General features: G+C 71.6%; 15 protein-coding genes. 6 read left to right on the top strand and 9 right to left on the bottom strand.

Annotation, left to right across the window (positions count from 1 at the left end):
* Window positions 1–20: 20 nt before the first annotated feature.
* From katG to ACFWCK_RS00045, 7 genes are all read right to left on the bottom strand, one after another.
* Entirely contained in the window at window positions 21–2237 is a 2217-nt protein-coding gene (gene katG / locus ACFWCK_RS00075; RefSeq protein WP_378803990.1) for a catalase/peroxidase HPI, read from the bottom strand.
* An 87-nt stretch (window positions 2238–2324) separates the two neighbouring features.
* A complete protein-coding gene (locus tag ACFWCK_RS00070; protein ID WP_233310592.1) occupies window positions 2325–2744 on the bottom strand; it encodes a Fur family transcriptional regulator in 420 nt (139 codons plus the stop codon).
* Between the two features lie 218 nt (window positions 2745–2962).
* Complete coding sequence (locus ACFWCK_RS00065; protein WP_233310593.1) at window positions 2963–4273, bottom strand: DUF58 domain-containing protein; 1311 nt, start codon at window positions 4271–4273, stop codon at window positions 2963–2965.
* Between the two features lie 21 nt (window positions 4274–4294).
* Window positions 4295–5278: an AAA family ATPase gene (locus ACFWCK_RS00060; RefSeq protein ID WP_378805026.1), complete on the bottom strand. Its 984-nt coding sequence runs from the start codon at window positions 5276–5278 to the stop codon at window positions 4295–4297.
* A 137-nt stretch (window positions 5279–5415) separates the two neighbouring features.
* Window positions 5416–6672, bottom strand: coding sequence for a DUF4350 domain-containing protein (locus ACFWCK_RS00055; protein ID WP_378803989.1), 1257 nt, complete (start codon window positions 6670–6672; stop codon window positions 5416–5418).
* Window positions 6669–7370: a DUF4129 domain-containing protein gene (locus ACFWCK_RS00050; protein ID WP_378803988.1), complete on the bottom strand. Its 702-nt coding sequence runs from the start codon at window positions 7368–7370 to the stop codon at window positions 6669–6671. The genes ACFWCK_RS00055 and ACFWCK_RS00050 overlap by 4 nt, the downstream gene beginning before the upstream one ends.
* The gene (locus tag ACFWCK_RS00045) at window positions 7367–8791 is read right to left on the bottom strand and encodes a glycerophosphoryl diester phosphodiesterase membrane domain-containing protein (RefSeq protein WP_378803987.1); all 1425 of its coding nucleotides are present in this window, start codon (window positions 8789–8791) and stop codon (window positions 7367–7369) included. Before ACFWCK_RS00045 ends, ACFWCK_RS00050 begins: the two co-directional genes overlap by 4 nt.
* A 202-nt stretch (window positions 8792–8993) precedes the next feature.
* Here ACFWCK_RS00045 and mtrA point away from each other — a divergent pair, with 202 nt between their 5' ends.
* The 5 genes from mtrA (at window position 8994) to hpf (ending at window position 14816) form a co-directional block, all read left to right on the top strand.
* Window positions 8994–9674 (top strand): MtrAB system response regulator MtrA, encoded by a 681-nt coding sequence (mtrA, locus tag ACFWCK_RS00040; protein WP_045249345.1) that lies wholly within the window; start codon window positions 8994–8996, stop codon window positions 9672–9674.
* A 69-nt stretch (window positions 9675–9743) separates the two neighbouring features.
* Complete coding sequence (mtrB, locus tag ACFWCK_RS00035) at window positions 9744–11426, top strand: MtrAB system histidine kinase MtrB (protein WP_378803986.1); 1683 nt, start codon at window positions 9744–9746, stop codon at window positions 11424–11426.
* Window positions 11423–13132 (top strand): LpqB family beta-propeller domain-containing protein, encoded by a 1710-nt coding sequence (locus ACFWCK_RS00030; RefSeq protein ID WP_378803985.1) that lies wholly within the window; start codon window positions 11423–11425, stop codon window positions 13130–13132. The genes mtrB and ACFWCK_RS00030 overlap by 4 nt, the downstream gene beginning before the upstream one ends.
* 150 nt (window positions 13133–13282) lie before the next feature.
* Window positions 13283–13963 carry a ComF family protein gene (locus ACFWCK_RS00025; RefSeq protein ID WP_378803984.1) on the top strand — a complete coding sequence of 227 codons (681 nt, stop codon included), beginning with the start codon at window positions 13283–13285 and terminating at the stop codon, window positions 13961–13963.
* A 199-nt stretch (window positions 13964–14162) separates the two neighbouring features.
* A complete protein-coding gene (gene hpf / locus ACFWCK_RS00020; RefSeq protein WP_233310600.1) occupies window positions 14163–14816 on the top strand; it encodes a ribosome hibernation-promoting factor, HPF/YfiA family in 654 nt (217 codons plus the stop codon).
* Between the two features lie 113 nt (window positions 14817–14929).
* Here hpf and ACFWCK_RS00015 read toward each other — a convergent pair whose 3' ends face one another.
* Both ACFWCK_RS00015 and ACFWCK_RS00010 read right to left on the bottom strand, forming a co-directional pair.
* Window positions 14930–16270 carry a hypothetical protein gene (locus tag ACFWCK_RS00015; protein ID WP_378803983.1) on the bottom strand — a complete coding sequence of 447 codons (1341 nt, stop codon included), beginning with the start codon at window positions 16268–16270 and terminating at the stop codon, window positions 14930–14932.
* Between the two features lie 87 nt (window positions 16271–16357).
* Complete coding sequence (locus ACFWCK_RS00010; protein ID WP_378803982.1) at window positions 16358–16951, bottom strand: PadR family transcriptional regulator; 594 nt, start codon at window positions 16949–16951, stop codon at window positions 16358–16360.
* Window positions 16952–17174: 223 nt separating this feature from the next.
* Between ACFWCK_RS00010 and ACFWCK_RS00005 the strand changes: the two genes are divergently transcribed.
* Window positions 17175–17586 (top strand): DUF222 domain-containing protein (locus ACFWCK_RS00005; RefSeq protein ID WP_378803981.1); only part of this gene is annotated, 412 nt, incomplete at its 3' end.

Here is a 17586-nt window from a genome sequence, read left to right as displayed (position 1 = left end):
GGCCGTCGTGCGCTGCGGACTCAGCGCAGGTCGTAGCGGTCGAGTTCGGCGACTTTGACCCATGCGGCGACGAAGTCGTCGACGAACTTCGCGCTCGCGTCGTCGCTGGCGTACACCTCGGCCAGCGCCCGCAGTTCGGAGTTCGAACCGAACGCGAGGTCGGCGCGGGTGCCGACCCACGTCGTCTCGCCGGTCGCGTCGTCAGTGGCCTGGAACGCGTGGGAGCCGGGGTCGAGCGGCTTCCACGTCGTGTTCAGGTCCAGCACGTTCACGAAGAAGCCGTTCGTGAGCACGCCCGGGGTCTCGGTGAACACGCCGTAGGAGGATCCGTCCCAGTTCGTGCCGAGCACGCGCAGGCCTCCCACGAGCACCGTCATCTCGGGCGCCGACAGCGTGAGCAGGCCGGCACGGTCGACGAGCAGGTGCTCGGCCGGGATCGCGCGCGCCACGTCGCTGACGTAATTGCGGAATCCGTCGGCCTGCGGGTTCAGATACTGGAACGACGCGACGTCTGTCTGCTCCTGGGTGGCGTCGGTGCGCCCCGGCGTGAACGGGATCTCGACGGCGCGCCCCGCGGCGGCCGCGGCCTGCTTCACGCCGACGTTGCCCGCCAGCACCACGAGGTCCGCGAACGACACCTGGGCGCCGCCGGCGGCGTTGAACGCCTCCTGCACGCCTTCGAGCGCCGCGATCACACGGGCGAGCTCGGCGGGGCGGTTGACCTCCCAGCTGCGCTGCGGCTCGAGGCGGATCCGGCCGCCGTTCGCCCCGCCGCGCTTGTCGCTGCCGCGGAACGAGGAGCTCGCGGCCCACGCGGTCGACACCAGGTCGGACACGCTGAGACCGGTCGCGGCGATGCGCTGCTCGAGGTCGGCGATCTCCGCGGCGCCGACGAGTGCTCCGGCGTGCGAGGGAACCGGGTCCTGCCAGAGCAGATCCTCGGCGGGCACCTCGGCGCCGAGGTAGCGGGACTTCGGGCCCAGGTCGCGGTGGGTCAGCTTGAACCAGGCGCGGCTGTACGCCTCGGTGAACGCCTCCTGGTCGTCCTTGAAGCGCAGCGAGATCTCGCGGTAGATCGGGTCCTCGCGCAGGGACAGATCCGTGGTGAGCATGCGCGGCTCGCGGCGGCCGTCGCCCTGCGCCTCGGGGACCAGGTCGGACCCCGCGCCGTTCTTCGGCTTCCAGTGCTTGCCGCCGCCGGGGCCCGTGGTGAGCTCCCAGTCGTAGGCGAACAGGATGTGGAAGAACTCGTTGTCCCAGCGGGTGGGGTGATAGGTCCAGGTGACCTCGAGGCCGGATCCGATGGTGTCGTTGCCGTGACCGGCGCCGTGGCTGCTCTTCCAGCCGAGGCCCATCTGCTCCATCGGGGCGCCCTCGGGCGACTCGCCGACGTTGCCGGCCTCAGGGGCGGCGCCGTGGGTCTTGCCGAAGGTGTGTCCGCCGGCGATCAGGGCGACCGTCTCCTCGTCGTTCATCGCCATGCGGCCGAACGTCTCGCGGATGTCCTTCGCGGCGAGCAGCGGATCCGGGTTGCCCTCGGGGCCCTCCGGGTTGACGTAGATGAGGCCCATCATGGTGGCCGCGAGAGGCTTCGCGAGCGACCGCTCGCCCTGCTCGTCGGTGGAGATGCGGGCGCTGGAGTCGAGCCAGATCTTCTCGGAGCCCCAGTACACGTCGTCGTCCGGCTCCCACACGTCTGCTCGGCCGCCGGCGAAGCCGAAGGTGGGCATGCCCATCTGCTCGTGCGCGACGTTGCCGGCGAGGATCATCAGGTCACCCCAGCTCAGCGCCTTGCCGTAGGTCTTCTTCACGGGCCAGAGCAGACGGCGCGCCTTGTCCAGACCCACATTGTCGGGCCAGCTGTTCAGCGGGGCGAAGCGCTGCTGACCGTTGCCTCCGCCACCACGGCCGTCGAACACGCGGTACGTGCCGGCGGAGTGCCAGGCCATGCGGATCATGAGCGGGCCGTAGTTGCCGAAGTCGGCCGGCCACCAGGGCTGCGACTCGGTGAGCAGGGCGGCGATGTCGCGCTTGACGGCGTCGAGGTCGAGCGCCTCGAACGCGGCGCGGTAGTCGAAGTCCTCGCCGTGCGGGTCGCCGACGGCGGGGTTCTTCGCGAGCTGGCGCAGGTTCAGGCGCTCCGGCCACCAGTCGGTGTTGCCGGTGCGGCCGCCCGCGGGACGCGGGGCAGGAGCGCTGCTGGTGTGGTCGATCGGGCAGGTGAGTTCTTCAGTCATGGCTGATCCTTCCTGTTCTTTCGTGGGGTCTCTGGCACGCCGATCACCGCTCCGAGGGGATCCCCGGGCGGGCGGCGCGAGTCTCGGTCAGGCGGCCGGGGACACCTCGTCGCAGGCGCGGCACACCGCGCGGTAGGTGACGGAGGCCTCGAGCAGGCGCATGCCGTGATCTTCGGCGGGGTGCAGGCACGGCGAGGCGCCGACGGCGCAGGAGACGACCTCGAGACGGCCGCAGCGGATGCACTGCATGTGGTGGTGGTTGTCACCGGGCTCGACCTCGAAGAGCGCACGATCGGCGTCGGGCAGGCTCACCCGCCGGATGATTCCGGCTGTGGCGAGGTCGCCGAGGATCGCGTGCACGGTCGGCAGGGCGATGTCCGCGCCCTCGACAGCGGTGTGGATGCGATCCGCGGAGCTGTGCGGGGCGAGGGCGAGCGCCTGCAGCACCGCGATGCGCTGCACGGTGACGCGCAGGCCGGCGTCGCGGAGGATCGCGGAGGTGTCCATTCCTCCACCGTAGCTTTTCCTGAATGATTCAGGAAAAGCTACGGTCGTCTGGGCGTGTCGCACCCTCGGTGCCGTCAGTCGGTCGTCGCCAGAGAGCGGGATCGCCCCGGGCGGGGACCGCGAGACTGCATCCGCGTTCCGAGACTGCATGATTGTCATGCTGTTTCGCGACGCCGTTGCCGTCTCGCGGTCAGGGCGTCCGTACCCCGGCGCCGCGCTCAGAGCCGGCCCGCCGCCTTGAGCTCCAGGTAGCGGTCCGCGATGCGCGGCGGCAGGTCGTCCGGATCCGCGGAGAGCGGTTCGCCTCCGGCGCGCCGGATCGCGTCCGCCACGCGTGCGGCATCGGCGAGCGTCCTTTCCGCGGCGGCCGCGAGATAGACGTCCTCACGGGAGTGCCTGGCGCGCGCCAGGTCATCGATCGAGAGGTCGGTGGAGGATCCGACCAGGATCGTCGTCGCGCGCGACGCGTTCGGGAAGGCGCCGAGGAACGACCGAGCGCTCTCCACGGCGTCCTGCGCGGTGAGCACGACGATGAGTGACGGGCGGGTGGTGACCGAGCGGATCGCCGCGAACGCGGCGCCCCAGTCGGTGTCGACGAGACGGGCGTGCACGGGGGCCATCGCGTCGGAGAGGGCCGGCAGCAGAGCCGGACCGTCGACACCGCTCACCCTGCCGCGCACGGCACGGTCGAAGAGCAGCAGGTGCACGTGGTCGCCCGCGCGCTGGGCGAGCGCCGACAGCAGCAGCGCGGATTCGTAGGCCGCGTCCAGGCGCGTGCCGTCGCCGACGCGCGCAGCCGCGGTGCGCCCGGTGTCGATGAGGATCACCACGTGCCGATCGCGCTCCGGACGCCAGGTGCGCAGCATCGTGGTGCCGGCGCGGGCGGTGGCGCGCCAGTCGATGGAGCGCACGTCGTCGCCGCGCACGTACTCGCGCAGCGAATCGAACTCGGTGCCCTGTCCGCGCACCTGCACGCTCGTGTTGCCGTCCAGTTCGCGCAGCCGTGCCAGCCGCGAGGGCAGGTGCCGGCGGGAGGTGAACGGCGGCAGCACGCGGATCGCGCCGCGGACACGGTGTCGCCCCTGGCGTCCCGCAAGTCCCAGAGGCCCTGCGGAGCGGACGGCGACGAACTCGCTCGCCAGCTCGCCCCGGCGGCGCGGCAGCAGCGTGATCGGTACGCGCCGGCGCTCACCGGCGGGCAGATCCAGCGACGCCCTGGCCCGGTTCGCGGCGCCCGCGGTCGGCTGCCAGGCGTCGCGCAGCTGCCCGCGCAGCCGGCGCTCGCCGAGGTTCTGCACGATCAGGGTGGCGGTGACCTGCTCGTGCTGCCGCACGCGGTTCGGCACCTCGCGTGCGACGCGGAGTGCGCCGAGCGGGGCCGCGGCCAGCAGGTCGACGCCGACCAGTACCGCGCACAGCGCGAGCCATCCGAGCAGAACGAACCACGGCGGCACTCCGAGGGCATCGAGCAGCACCAGCGGGACGACGCCCAGGGCGGCGACGATCACGAGACGACCGGTGAGGAACATGACGGGGGAGGTCTCCGCGGCTCAGATCGGGACGCGGGTCTGCTGCACCACGCTGCTGAGCACGGCGTCGGCCGATACGCCCTCCATCTCGGCGTCGGGGCGCAGTTGCAGACGGTGCCGCCAGACCGGGATCAGCATGGTCTGCACATGGTCGGGGGTGACGGCGCTCGAACCGTTCAGCCAGGCCCAGGCCTTCGCGGCGGCGAGCAGCGCCGTCGACGCGCGGGGTGAGGCTCCCAGCTGCACGGACGGCGATTGCCGGCTCGCGCGGGCGAGGTCGACCACGTAGCCGAGCACGTCGTCCGTCACCTGCACGCGGCCGGCGGCCTGCTGCGCGGCGAGGATCTCGTCGGCGCTGACCACGGGGTGCAGATCCGTGAGCTCCCGCGGCGAGAAGCCGTCGGCGTGGCGACGCAGCACCGACACCTCCGCGTCGCGCTCCGGCATGCCGACCACGAGCTTCATGAGGAAGCGGTCCAGCTGCGCCTCCGGCAGGGAGTAGGTGCCCTCGTGCTCGATCGGGTTCTGGGTCGCCGCGACGAGGAACGGATCCGGCAGCATCAGGCTCGCGCCGTCCGAGGAGACCTGGCGCTCCTCCATCGCCTCCAGCAGCGCCGCCTGGGTCTTCGGCGGGGTGCGGTTGATCTCGTCGGCGAGCAGGATGTTCGTGAACACCGGTCCGCGGCGGAACTCGAACTCTCCGGTGCGCGCGTCGTAGACGAGCGAACCGGTGACGTCGCCGGGCATGAGGTCGGGGGTGAACTGCACGCGCTTGGTGTCGAGCCCGAGCGCTCGGGAGAATGCGCGCACCACCAGGGTCTTCGCGACCCCCGGCACGCCCTCGAGCAGCACATGGCCTCGCGCCAGCAGCGCGACGAGCAGCCCGGTGACGGTGCCGGCCTGGCCGACCACGGCCTTGTCCACCTCGGCGCGGACGCGCTGCATCGCCTGGCGGAGTGCGACGTCATCGGATCCGGTCGTCGGGGCTCCCTGTCCGGACAGCATCGGGGATGCCTGTACGGGCGCCGCTCCGTACGGGGCTGTGCCGGACGAGGTCTGGGTCGGTGCCGCGGGAGGTGCGGGCGGCGCCGGCGGATATCCGGGCGAGGCGGATCCTGCGGATTCGGTGCCGGGACGATCGGTCACGGGGTGCTCCTTTCGATGCGGACGGCGTTCTCGACGGCGGTCTCCAGCTCGGCGAGGCGGCGGGCGTAGGGGACGAGTTCGGCGTCGCTGCCGGGCAACGGGCCGGTGAGCAGGGCGCGGCAGTCGGCCCGGTCCACGCGGATCCGGTCTGCGGCGGAGTCCGCCACGGCTGAGGGATCCGCCCGGGCGGCCAGGCCCAGGTGCGCGGCGAGGCGGGAGAGCGTGCCGGCGCGAAGCGCATCAGCGGCGTGCGCGGCGTCGGCGGCCTTCGCGGTGAGCCGGGCGCGGCCCAGCATCGTCTCGGAGGCCCGTACCGTGACCGGCAGAGTCTCGGAGACGAGCGGTCCGAACCGGCGCCCGCGCCAGACGGCGGCGAGAAGGGCGGTGATCATCCCCAGGACGATCACGGGCGTCACCCACCCCGGAGTGAGGTCGGCCAGGCTCTTGGGCACGTCGATGTCCGTGCGATCGGAGTCGTCGTAGGAGGGCACGTACCAGACGACGTGCGGCCGTGCGCCGAGCAGCGCGAGACCGAGCGCGGCGTTGCCGTTCTCGGCCAGATGCTCGTTCGTGAACAGCGCGGCACCGTCGACGATCGCGTGACGGCCGTCGTCGCCCTCCGCGATCAGCACCGCGGCGCCCTCGGCCGCGTCGCCGAAGCAGGCCGTGACGCCGGGGTCAGGAAGGAACAGCTGGCCCGGGGCGATGGTCCCGACGTGTGCGAAGGCGGGGACGTCGCAGCCCGCGCGGACGCGGGCCGGCGAGGACGTGAAGGCGTAGGCGCCGAGATCCAGCATCCGCAGCATCCGCGAGCTCGGGGAGATCAGCACCACGTCGTGCGCGGCATCCACGAGCTGCGAGACGGCAGCGTCGGTCAGCGGACTCGGGTCGCTCATCACGAGAGTGGTCTCGTCGTCCAGCCGGGCCGCGGCGTCGGCGTGCGAGCGCACGACCTCGACCGTGACGCCCTGCTGGCGGAGGATCTGCGCGAGTGCCTGCATGCCGCCCGGGCCCGGTCGCTCCGGGTCGAGCGCGTCCCGCTGCGCGGGCGAGGACGACGTCAGCAGCAGGCCCGCGGCGGCGACGACGAGGACGAGCGCGACAACCAGGACCCAGCCCAGGATCCGCCGCACCCGGCGCGGAGCACGCACGAGCGTGCTGGCGGGACGGGCGTCGTCCGCGGAGGACGGGGCGCCGGATCGGCCGTCGGTGCGGGTGGGCGCGGGTGGGCGTGGGGGAGCGGCGCTGCTCATGCGGACACCGCCTCGGGCAGCGCCTGCGGGCGCAGCGCGCGCAGTCGATCGTCGATCTCCGCGAGCGCACGGTACTGGGCGGAGGTGCCGGGATGGCCGAGGTAGCGCACGTCGTCGAAGGCCACCGCGGCGGTGTGCAGCGCCTCGCCCTCGCCGGGGAACGGCACCACGGCCTCGCGGGCGATCGTCTGCGCGGTCGCTCCGGGGGCGGGGGCGATGAGGTCGCGTTCGATGAGGGATCGCGCGACGGCGCGGTAGCGCAGCACGATCGCCTCGGCCCAGTCCTCGTCTCGCGCCGCGCGCTCGGCGTCGGCGCGCAGCTGGGCGGCGGTGCGATCGTCGGCGGATCCGAGGAGCACGGATCCGGCAGAACGGGATCGGGAGCGCCGCGGACGTCCCCAGATCAGCAGCACCGCGATGAGAGCGGCGACGAGCACGGCGCCGATCACGATCGCGGCCCATGGGCCGAGGTCGACGGCGTGCTGCGGCGTGAACAGGTCGGCCAGCCAGTCGATCACGGCGCGCGCCCATTGGTCGATGAGCGTGGGCTTCGCGGCCTGGTACTCGGGCTTCGCCAGCTCCTTCTCCGCCAGTTCGCGCGCGCCGTCGCCGTCGGGGATGAGGGGGATCGCTGCGAGCTTCGCGCCGAGCGCCGTGGGGAGGGCGATCAGGACGGCACGGAGGGCGTGACCCGTCATGGCCGATCGGATCCGGGCGCGGTCCATCCCTCGCCGGGCGCCGGGGCGGCCCACGGGCTCTGCTGCGCGGGCGGGATCGGGGCCGGGGGTGCGGGCGGCGCGGGGGGTGCCGGGGGAGCGGCCGGAGCCGCGGAGGGCGGTACGACGGGCTGGCCCTGGGGCGCGGACGGCGGGACGGCCGGAGCGGCGTAGGGCGGCACGGCCGGGTAGCCCTGTGGCGCGGGTGGTCCCGCGTAGCCCTGGGGGAACGGTGCCCCGGCGTATCCCTGAGGAGCCGGGTATCCCGGAACCGGCCCGGGCGGCAGCGGATACGGGATCGCGGCCGGAGCCGGCCGGAAGCCCGCTCGCACGGCCCTGGCCTGATCCACCCGGAACGGATCCGTGCCGTCGTCGAGACCGGCCGCGCGGCGCTCGACGGTCGCCATCAGATCCTGATCCAGACCTTCGTAGCGCATCCGGCAGTCGATGTAGACGAGCGCGCCCGCGGTGGACTGGACGACGGAGCTGATGGACTGCAGCACGACGACGACGATCTCGGTGATGACGAGGCCGACGATCGTGCTCACCGTGAGGGAGAAGTCGGTGCCGCCCGTGGGATTGAGCACGGGGCCGAACAGCGAGGTGACCAGGCTGCCGACAGTGCTGATCGCCTGCGTGCCGACGTACATGATCGCCCCGATGAGGAACACGATCCCGAAGGCGAACCAGAACCGCCCGCGGGTCAGCCGCCAGGAGCGCGCGATCGCGGCGCGCACGCCGGCGCCCTCGAGCACCAGCAGCGACGGCACCAGCATCAGCTTGGTGCCGACCCAGATCGACAGCACCACGATTCCGGCGATCCCCGCCAGCACGGCGATGATCGCGAAGGCGATGCCGGCGCCGTCGAAACCGGTCGGCACCGCGATGGCGACGAACGGAACGCCGATGATGAGGACGGCCGCCACCATGCCCGCGACGCCGTAGAGCAGCGTGTAGCCGATGAGCCGCCAGGCCGCGGGGCGCACTCGGTTCCACAGGGCGCCGAGCGTCGCGGTCTCACGCAGCACCGCCGCCCGCACATCGGCGGCGACGATGCCCTGAACGATCGCGCTGAACGCGACGGAGAACAGCCCCATCAGCAGGCCGGCGAGTCCGATGAACGCGATCGAGCCGACGTAGAGCGTGATCCACTCCTGGCTTCCCGCCTGCACGGTGCTCAGTCGGCTCAGGGTCGCGAACGAGACCGCGCCGATGACCGCCAGGACCACGATCATCACCACCAGTTGCACCACGACGGCGAAGCCGAACAGCACCTTGGGGTTGTGCCGCAGCGCCGCGAAGGACTTCCCGAGGATCGTGCCGAACCCGAGCGGGCGCAGCGGGATCAGGCCGGGCTTGGGTGCGGGCGTCCAGCCCTGCGCGTTCACACTCTGCTGGCTCACGAGTCCTCCGGTTCGCGTGTGGGTCCATCGTGTCACACCGCCGTGACACCGGGTCCGGCGACGCGACCGCGCCCGCGGGGCACCCTTCGGACGACTTCCGCGGGTCGTGAAGTACGCTGGACCGACGTGGGGGCGCTCGCCCGCGCCCACGTCCCGCAAGAGATCCGAAACAACGCGAGATCCGAAAGACGACTGCCCGCCCATGACCTCACGCATCCTCGTGGTCGATGACGACACGGCCCTGGCCGAGATGATCGGCATCGTGCTGCGCACGGAGGGCTTCGAGCCCGTGTTCTGCGCGGACGGCGCGAAGGCCGTGGACGAGTGGCGCGCGCAGCGTCCGGATCTCGTGCTGCTGGATCTCATGCTGCCCGGCATGGACGGCATCGAGATCTGCACCCGCATCCGCGCCGAGTCCGGGGTGCCGGTGATCATGCTCACGGCCCGCAGCGACACGGCGGACGTCGTACGAGGCCTCGAGGTCGGCGCCGACGACTACATGGTCAAGCCCTTCAATCCGAAGGAGCTCGTCGCGCGCATCCGCACCCGTCTGCGTCCCACCCCGCAGTCCACCAGTGAGGTGCTGCGCATCGGAGACCTCACGATCGACGTCGACGCGCACGAGGTCCGCCGCGGCAGTGCGCCGATCGCGCTGACGCCGCTGGAGTTCCAGCTGCTCGTCGCGCTCGCCTCCAAGCCCCAGCAGGTGTTCTCCCGCGAGATGCTGCTGGAGCAGGTGTGGGGCTACCACTACAAGGCCGACACCCGCCTCGTGAACGTGCACGTGCAGCGCCTGCGCGCCAAGGTCGAGCTCGATCCGGACAACCCGCGCATCGTCACCACCGTGCGCGGCGTCGGATATCGCGCCGGGAGCGTGGTCTGACCCGCATCCGGGTCATGCCGACGCCCCGGCCGAGAAGAAGCGGTCCCCGCCGATGCTGAAAGTCCGCCGATGACGAACACCGTGGCGCTGGCCGGCGCGGCCGTGCGGGGCGTGCGCCGCAGTAGGCATCGCGCCGCGCAGCTGTGGCGGCAGTCGCTGCGGTTCCGCACCCTGGTGATCGCCCTCGCGCTCACCAGCGTCGCGGTGCTCGTGACGTGCGTGGCGATGGCGCTCGCGGTGCAGAACAACCTCTGGGAGTCGCGCAAGGACCAGGCGCTCAACGACGCGTCCCGCGCGGCCAGGTCGGCGCAGGCGGTTCTGACCTCCGCGAACACACAGGGGACGCAGACGGCCGTGTTCGGGCTGATGCGCGACGTCAGCGACACGGTCCAGACCGTCTCGTCGTCGAGGGTGCTCGGCGTCTTCCCGCTCGATTCCCGGCCGTCGTCGGCGGGATTCACGCTCGGCGGCTTCAGTCGGGACGAGCTCGTCACCGATCAGCTGCAGCAGCGCGTCGCGAAGGACAGTGCCAAGCAGTGGTGGCAGCCGGTCGCGCTCAGAGACGCCGACGGCTCCACGCACGCGGGGATCCTGGTGGGGCAGCAGCTCACAGCCTCGGGATTGGGCTCGTATGCCCTCTACATCGCCTACGACCTGACCGACACCGAGCAGACTCTCGTGCTCGTACAGGGGAGCCTGTGGGTGGCGGGCATCGTGCTCGTCGCGTTGATCGGGCTGATCGCCTGGTTCGCGCTGCGCACGGTCGTGCATCCGATCACGGAGGCCGCCGACACGAGCGCGCGCTTTGCCGGCGGCGACTTCGACGTCCGCCTGCCCGTGCGCGGTCAGGACGAGCTCGCGACGCTCGGGCGCTCGTTCAACGCGATGGCCGACAGCATCGAGGCGCAGATCAAGGAGCTCGGCGAACTGTCGCTCGTGCAGCAGCGATTCGTGTCGGACGTGTCGCATGAGCTGCGCACGCCGTTGACCACGATCCGGCTGGCGGCCGAGATGCTCAACGATCGCCGGGACGAATTCGACCCGACGACCGCGCGCACCGCGGAGCTGCTGCAGACGCAGGTGCACCGATTCGACACGCTGCTCGCGGATCTGCTGGAGATCAGCCGCTACGACGCGGGCTCCGTGCAGCTGGAGACCGAGGCGATCAGCCTCGCGCACCTCGCCGAGGACATGGTGGACGACATGCGTCCGCTGGCCGCGACGCACGACACGGAGCTGCGTTTCGTCGCCCCCGGCGGGCACACCCCGGTAGATCTCGACCCGCGCCGCGTGCGCCGCATCCTGCGCAACCTCATCGGCAATGCGATCGAGCACGGCGAGGGACGGCCCATCGTCATCACGGTGGACAGCGGCCAGGATGCGGTGGCGGTCGGCGTGCGCGATCGCGGCATGGGCATGACCGCCGAGGACGCGGAGCGCGTGTTCGACCGGTTCTGGCGGGCGGACCCCTCGCGCACGCGCACCATCGGCGGCACCGGACTGGGACTGTCGATCGCTCTGGGCGACGCGCGGCTGCATCGGGGCACCCTCGCCGTCTGGTCGCAGCCCGGAGAGGGCACCAACTTCGTGCTGACGCTGCCGCGCGGCGCGCAACCGCTGGACGGCGCGTCGCCGGTGCCTCTGGAGCCGGTCGAAGCGATCGCGGAGATCGGCGTGAACACCGCGCCGATCGTCCAGCCCGGCGATCAGGCGCGCATGACGCCGACCGCCGGAGGGCAGGAGGAGTCATGAGAATCGGACGGATCCTGCGTGGGGCGGCGGTCGCGCTTGCTCTCCTCGGGCTCACCGCCTGCGCGTCGCTGCCTGTGACCGGTGACGTGCGGCCGGGGCTCGCCGCCGATCAGAACGATGGCGGGTCGGATCTCGCGTTCGTGCCGCAGGGGCCATCGGACGGGATGGATCCCAAGGAGATCGTGCGCGGGTTCATCGACGCGGCCTCCAGCCCGAAGGAGAGCTGGGGCATCGCGCGGCAGTTCCTCACCTCCGGCGAGGCCCAGAAATGGAAGCCGGATGCCGGGGTCACGATCGACACCGGATCGGCCGGGCGCCGCTTCGACCTGCCCGACCTGCCGAAGGACGCCACCTCGGCGTCCGTGCGCCTGGGCCTGCAGCAGACCGGAATCGTGGACGAGACGGGCGCCTACTCCGGGACTCCCGTGAACCGCGCGGCCGACCTTCCGTTCGAGCTGGTGAAGAACAAGGACGGGCAGTGGCGGATCTCGGCGGCGCCCGACGGCATCGTGCTGGATGCGGACTCCTTCGCGGCCGCCGACGTGTTCGCCCCCTACGAGCTGCAGTACTTCGATCCGACCTGGACCTACCTGGTTCCCGATGTGCGGTGGTTCCCGAAGCGGGAGAACACTGCGAGCAGAATCGTGCAGTCGCTGGTCAGCGGCAAGCCCAGCTCCTGGCTGACCGGCGCGGTGCGCACGGCGTTCACCGGCGACATCGCGCTGGGCCGCAACACCGTCACCCTGGATTCGCAGGTCGCCGAGGTGGCCCTCACCACTGCGGCCGCGGACGCGGATCCGGTCACGCTGGCGCGTATGCGCACTCAGCTCGAGCGCAGCCTGAGCGGGCTGGGCGTGCTGCAGGTGAAGCTCACGGTGGCGGGTCGTGATCTGAGCGCGGGGTCCGCCCCGGCGTCGTCGACGTCGGTCGACCCGCGCCCACTCGTGCTGACGGACAAGGGGTTCGGCTATCTGGCGGGCGGCGAGCTCGTGCCGATCGCCGGCGTCTCGGCGCCGCTGGAGGGCTTCCCCGAGCCGATCACCGCGATTCGTGCGGCCACCGGCGCCCAGCGCGTGGCTGTGCAGGGCGCGAGCGGCATCGTGTACGCCGTCACAGACGGCAGGACCGACGAGATCGACACGCGCCCCGGGCTCATCCCGCCGACGCTGGATCCGTTCGGCTACATCTGGACCGTGCCGCAGACGTCGCCCTCGTCGATCCTGGCCTGGTCCAGCCTGGGGAAGTCCCAGCCGGCCCTCGCCGGACCCGCGGATGCCGGTCAGATCACGGCGATGGCGGTGAGCAGGGACGGCGCCCGGCTCGCGATGGCCGTGAGCGCGAACGGTCAGGTCCGCATCGAGGTCGCGGCGATCACCCGGGACGACCGCGGTGCGCCCACGGCGATCGGCGTGGCGAACCCGAACGTGATCGCCTGGCCGGCGGGGGCGACGGACATCGCCTGGCTGGATGATGCGACCGTGGGCGTGCTCACGACCGACGGGTCCAGCATGGTTCTGCGCGCGCAGCAGGTCGGCGGACCTGCGAAGACCGTCGACGTGCCTGATGCGACCCAGTCGATCGCGCCGGCATCGCCGACCACGAGCGTGCAGCTGTTCGGCAACGGCGTGCTGTGGGTGCGCAGCGGACCGACTCCGACGCAGGTGAGCACGAACGTCAAGGTGCTCGCCGTGCAGCTGGGCGGCTGAAGCCCGCGGTCCTCGAAGGTCCGGATCCGCGCGGAGATCGGGTCGACGGACGGCATCGACCATCCTGCACAGGCGCCGGATTGCGCCCGTTCCGCGCCGATCGCGGTCGCGGACCTCGGGTGATGATGCCAGGCGGGCACTCTTGGGTGCATGCCCCGCGAGATGTCATCCGTCCTGCTGCCCGCCGACGGGGTCGTGCGCCGGCTCCTGCGGGAGGTCGCCGACTTCGCCTTCGCCTCCGTCTGTGCCGGCTGCGGCGCGGCCGGCACGGCCTTGTGCGGCTCGTGTGCGGTCGGTCTCGCGCCGAGCGTGGTGCGGCCCCGTTCCGAGGTCGTCGCGCTGCGCGCAGGGCTCGTGTTCGACAGCGCCGCGGCGGCCGTGCTGCGCGCGGTCAAGGAGGACGGCCAGACCTCGCTGATCCGGTCGCTGCGGCCGGCGCTCGATGCGGCCGTGGACGACTTGTGCAGCGGAGCTTCTCCGCCGCATCGCATCGACGTCGTCGTGCCCGTGCCGACGACGCGGGCGGCGTTTCGGCGGCGGGGATTCCGGCTGCCGGAGCTGCTGGCCCGCGGCACGGGTATCCCGATCCTGCGGGCGCTGTCCTACACGCGCCGGGTGCGGGATCAGCGCGGACTCGGCGTGCAGGAGCGCCGGAGCAACCTCGCCGGTGGTCTCGTCGCCACGAGGGCGGGCGGCGGCCGGGCCGCCCTGATCGTCGACGACGTGATCACCACAGGGGCGACCTGCGAGGAGGCCGCCAGAGCGCTCCGCTCGGCGGGGTTCCTGGTCGTGGGCGGGGTGGCTGTCGCGGCCACCCGGCGACGGGGATGACGTCCCGGCTGCCGTTCGCGCGCCGCCGCGAACGGTGCGCGAACGGCGCGGATGCACATCATGGCGGACCCTGATGCGGATCCTCACGACACGCAGATGAATTGTGGATGACATCACGGGATCCGACGACTACGGTGGGGACTCACAAAGGCGACCACGGTCCGCCCTTGGCCGGGCGGACCGGAACAAGGAGGTCAGGATGGAAACGAACATCGTCGGTGTCGGAGTCGGCATCAGCGATCGATTCCGAGCGGTGGTCGAAGAGAAGACCGCACGGATCGCGACTATCGCGACGAAGGCGCAGAGCCTCGACGTGAAGGTCACTCATCGTTCCTATCGCGGCGGTCATGTGGAGGACGAGACCGTCGAACTCACTCTCATCGGAAAGGGGCCGCTGGTGCGCGCGGAGGCGCGCGACGCGGACAAGTTCGTGGCGCTGGATCTGGCCGTGGACAAGCTCATCGAGCAGGTCCGGCGGGCCAAGGAGCGTCGCATCGACGGCCGTCACCATCCGCGCGGCGCGCGCTTCGAGAAGGGCACCGGCGAGCTCGCGGGCATCGACGTCAGCCCCGTCTCCGCGGACACTCTGCACGCGGTCTCGACGGGAGCGATCCCGACCATCGAGGTCGAGGAGGAGTACTCCCCGGTCGTCATCCGCACGAAGAACTTCGATGCGGAGTGGATGACCGTCGAGGAGGCCGTCGACCGCATGGAGCTGGTCGGGCACGACTTCTTCCTGTTCGTGGACGCGCGCAGCGACCACCCGAGCGTCGTGTACCGCCGCAAGGGCTGGGACTACGGCGTGATCTCGCTCACCACCCAGGCGGCTCCCGTCGAGGCTCTCGTGAGCTGACGGCCCTCGGTCAGACGACGATGCACCCCGGCCTTCGAGGCCGGGGTGCATCACTGTGTGCGAGGTGCGATCGTGCCGGATCCGCTGCGGAGCGGCCCGATGAGCCGACGCCGTCAGTCGAAGATGTCGCCGAGGAGCCCGCCGATGACGAGGCCGCCGAGCACGCCGGTCACGACGTCTCCGCCGCCGGATCCGCGTCCGCCGCCCCAGCCGTTGCCGCCACCTCCGCCCCAGCCGCCGCCTCCACCCCAGCCCTGGTCGGGGCGGGACCGGTCGATGTCGTGCTGGGCGAGCTGCAGCGCCTCCGCGGCGAGCTGCGCGACACGTCGTGCGGTGCTGAGAGCCTCCTCGCGGGTCTCCTCGGCGGGCAGCAGCGACGGCGCGTCCACGCGCAGTCGCTCGGCTTCGGCGAGGCGCGTGCGGGCATCCGCGCCGATCCAGCCGCGGTGACCTTCGATCAGGCCGCGCGCGACTCCGAGCTGCCGGTCCGCGTCATCGAGCGCATGCTGCACCGTGGCGATCGTGGGCAGCGGGTGCTCCGCGCGGTAGCGGGCGGCCGCGATGGCCGCATCCAGCGCGGTGTTCGCCGCGCGCAGGCGGGTGAGCTCCCCGAACGGGTCGGTCCGGCTGCCCGCAGGGGCGAGCGAGTTCAGCGCGCGCTGCAGCTCGGTCGCCGCCGCGGCCACGGTCGGTGCATCGGGAGCCATCGGCAGAGCGGCCAGATCGCCTCGGGAGTCGGCGACGACCTCGGCGAGTGTGGACTCGGCCCGCAGCGCCTCGATCTCGAAGTCGTCCACGGCGTCCAGCAGGGCCGCGGCGCGACGTGTGGCCTCGGTCGCCGTCTCGAGCGCGAGCACGGCCTCCTGATTGCGGCCGGCGTCGCGGCGCCGCTCGAACACGTCGGCCCCGTGGTTCGCGAAGACCACGAGCTGAGCCGCCTCCTCGGCGCTCTTGGCGATGCGCTGCATGGCGGCATCGGAGTATCGCGTGGCCAGCCGCTCCACCGACGCCTGCGCCTGAGGCACGCGGCCTTCCAGCGTCGCCGCGTCCGCCCGCACCTTGGCGACCACCTGCGGTGCGTTGCGCACGCGCGCGACCGCGTCGGCGATCGCGGCGGACTTCTCGTCGATCAGGTCCTCGGCCCACTGGCACAGCTGCACGATGCGGGCGTTGCGGGTGCGCAGCTCCTCCGCGGTGTCCGGGATCTCGTCGTGGTTCAGCTGGTGCAGCTGGAACGCCTCGCCCATGTGAGTGCGCACCGCTTCGAGCGCCTGGTTGAAGTCGGCCGTCATCTCGTCGCCGAGCTCGGCGGTGGCGAAGGCCAGCTCGTCGGAGGACGTGCGGATCCGCTCGTCGGCGGCGACGATCGCCTGCTCGGCGCGACGCGCGAGATCCGCGTCCTGCGCCTGCAGTTCTTCCTGTTCACGTTTGCGTCTGCCCCAGAAACCGGCCATGCGCCGATCCTATGGTCCCGGACCGTGCGCGGGCTGTGGATCCGCTACGCCCTCGGCGATCAGGCCGTCGCTCGCCGCCTCGCGTGCTCAGACGACGACGCGCGCAGGGCGGCCGCGCTTGGGGTGCTCTGTCGACAGCTCCAGCGCGAGGGTGTGCTGCGGATGCGCGGCGACGCGCTGTTCGGCCTGGTCGAGCCAGCGCAGCTCAGCCTCAGCCGTGGAGATCAGCGCGTCGATCACGAGCGCTCGGGCGAGCTGTTCGGGTCCGTCTGATGTCGCGGCGATCGGCGCCGAACCCTGCAGCTCCTGCAGCCGTGCGAGCGAGGCCGCTCGCTGCGCGCGGAAGACGGCGGCGACATCGATGCCGGGCAGCGTCGCAGCGACGGCGAGCTTGATCGCGAGTTCGTCGCGGGTGCCGGTGGCGCGCTCGACGGGGGAGGAGAGCCAGCCCGCGACCTCCGCGGATCCGGCGTCCGTGATCGCCCAGTACACATGCCCCTGGTCGTCGGCGTCGCCGCGCTCGACGAACCCGTCGCGTTCCAGACGTTCGAGCGTGTTGTAGATCTGACCGACGTTGAGGGGCCAGGTCGAGCCGGTGCGCCGATCGAATTCGGCACGCAGCTGATACCCGTAACACGGGCCTTGATCGAGAATGGCGAGAAGGCTCTGGCGCACCGACATGAGTATTTCCTTTCCCGGAATCTGTTTCCGAGTATATGCATACCGGGAAAGCTGATCGGTGTTCGATGACGCGGGCGTGTCGGGTGGTCGATGTCTTCTTCGATCCACGAGAAGCGGGTGTTGGATCGAGGTCTGGATTTCGTGATCTGTTCGTGGTCTTTTCTAAGCCTGATCTGGTTCTTTCGGGGTCTGGAATGTCGGTGGCCCCGGGTTGAATGGGGGTATGACGAGCTCGACCGGCACGGTTCTTGATCCCGGGGTGGACCCGGTGGATCCGGTCGTCGTGCTGGCCGCGCTGGTGGATGGGTTTGAGACGACAGAAGCCACGATCATCCGGTTGCAGGCGCTGAAGGAAGCGCATCTCGCCGTCGCGCACCGGCTCGCCGAGCACCTCGCCGCCGAGGAGGGCCCGGCCGGGCGGGGTGAGTCGGTGGAGCTTGCGTCCCGGTCCGTCGCGGCGGAGTTGGCGGGAGTGCTGCACATGTCGGACCGGGTCGTGCAGGCCCGGATGGCCCGCGCCGCAGAACTCGTCACCCGGTACCCGGTGACGATGCAGGCGTTCACCGAGGCGCGGATCAACTCGGCGCACGTGCGGCAGATCCAAGACACCGGAGCCCGCCTGGACGACACTGCGC

It is taken from the genome of Microbacterium sp. NPDC060117 (genome assembly GCF_042729315.1).
Classification (GTDB): domain Bacteria; phylum Actinomycetota; class Actinomycetes; order Actinomycetales; family Microbacteriaceae; genus Microbacterium.
This window is presented reverse-complemented; position numbering and strand designations above follow the sequence as displayed.

Coding starts and splice junctions, on each gene's coding strand:
- katG (WP_378803990.1), bottom strand. CDS start 2,237: ATGACTGAAGAACTCACCTGCCCGATCGACCACACCAGCAGCGCTCCT.
- ACFWCK_RS00070 (WP_233310592.1), bottom strand. CDS start 2,744: ATGGACACCTCCGCGATCCTCCGCGACGCCGGCCTGCGCGTCACCGTG.
- ACFWCK_RS00065 (WP_233310593.1), bottom strand. CDS start 4,273: ATGTTCCTCACCGGTCGTCTCGTGATCGTCGCCGCCCTGGGCGTCGTC.
- ACFWCK_RS00060 (WP_378805026.1), bottom strand. CDS start 5,278: ATGCTGTCCGGACAGGGAGCCCCGACGACCGGATCCGATGACGTCGCA.
- ACFWCK_RS00055 (WP_378803989.1), bottom strand. CDS start 6,672: ATGAGCAGCGCCGCTCCCCCACGCCCACCCGCGCCCACCCGCACCGAC.
- ACFWCK_RS00050 (WP_378803988.1), bottom strand. CDS start 7,370: ATGACGGGTCACGCCCTCCGTGCCGTCCTGATCGCCCTCCCCACGGCG.
- mtrA (WP_045249345.1), top strand. CDS start 8,994: ATGACCTCACGCATCCTCGTGGTCGATGACGACACGGCCCTGGCCGAG.
- mtrB (WP_378803986.1), top strand. CDS start 9,744: ATGACGAACACCGTGGCGCTGGCCGGCGCGGCCGTGCGGGGCGTGCGC.
- ACFWCK_RS00030 (WP_378803985.1), top strand. CDS start 11,423: ATGAGAATCGGACGGATCCTGCGTGGGGCGGCGGTCGCGCTTGCTCTC.
- ACFWCK_RS00025 (WP_378803984.1), top strand. CDS start 13,283: ATGCCCCGCGAGATGTCATCCGTCCTGCTGCCCGCCGACGGGGTCGTG.
- hpf (WP_233310600.1), top strand. CDS start 14,163: ATGGAAACGAACATCGTCGGTGTCGGAGTCGGCATCAGCGATCGATTC.
- ACFWCK_RS00015 (WP_378803983.1), bottom strand. CDS start 16,270: ATGGCCGGTTTCTGGGGCAGACGCAAACGTGAACAGGAAGAACTGCAG.
- ACFWCK_RS00010 (WP_378803982.1), bottom strand. CDS start 16,951: ATGTCGGTGCGCCAGAGCCTTCTCGCCATTCTCGATCAAGGCCCGTGT.